Annotated in this window: 1 protein-coding gene; it reads left to right on the top strand. The window is 73.6% G+C overall.

The genetic code is table 11. The features are described 5' to 3' along the window. The coding region (locus ACRYR7_RS25605) for a GTP-binding protein LepA (protein ID WP_432575209.1) at window positions 1-614 on the top strand (614 nt) is incomplete at both ends.

Below are 614 nucleotides of genomic sequence, written 5' to 3'. Positions count from 1 at the left end.
GTGTGGGGCCCGCAGGAGGAGCACCACGGCGTCGTGCTGGACACCCTCTCCCAGCGCCTGGGGATGCCGCCCACCGAGGCCAACACCGGCGACGTCGCCCCGCGGGTGAGGGTGCTGGGCGCGCTGGCGCACCTGCCCGTCGTGCACGAGGTCATCCGGCTCATGTACTACCTGACCGGCGCGGCGACCGAGAAGTCCGCGATGCTCGCCTACCGCGCCATGAGCGAGGGCCTGGGCGAGATGGGCGAGCACGCCGTGCGGCGCACCGTCGTGGACGCCATCAAGGTGCAGGAACCCGGCCACTTCGCGTTCTACAAGCTCAGCGCGGAGCACCTGGTGCGCTCCGGCGCCCTGTCGCCGTGGCAGCTGCACCTGGCGCGCCTGCTGCGCTCGCGCACGTTCTCCCTCGTGGGCGCCGGCACCCGCGAGCAGCGCGCCGGGTTCGGCGGCGTCGTCGTGGAGCTGGGCCTGGAGGCGGACATCGAGCGCAACGTGCGCGACATCACCCGCCTGGAGTCGCAGCTGCTGTGGGCGCAGCAGAAGGGGATGGAGGTGCCGGCGTACGCGCTGGCCGCGTTCCGCGACGCGGCGTCGCTGTACCGCGAGCGCGCCGG

The organism is Kineococcus gurbantunggutensis (assembly GCF_050871925.1).
In the GTDB taxonomy this organism is placed as follows: domain Bacteria; phylum Actinomycetota; class Actinomycetes; order Actinomycetales; family Kineococcaceae; genus Kineococcus.
The sequence above is the reverse complement of the archived record's forward strand: the minus strand, read 5'-3'. Positions and strand labels throughout refer to the sequence as shown.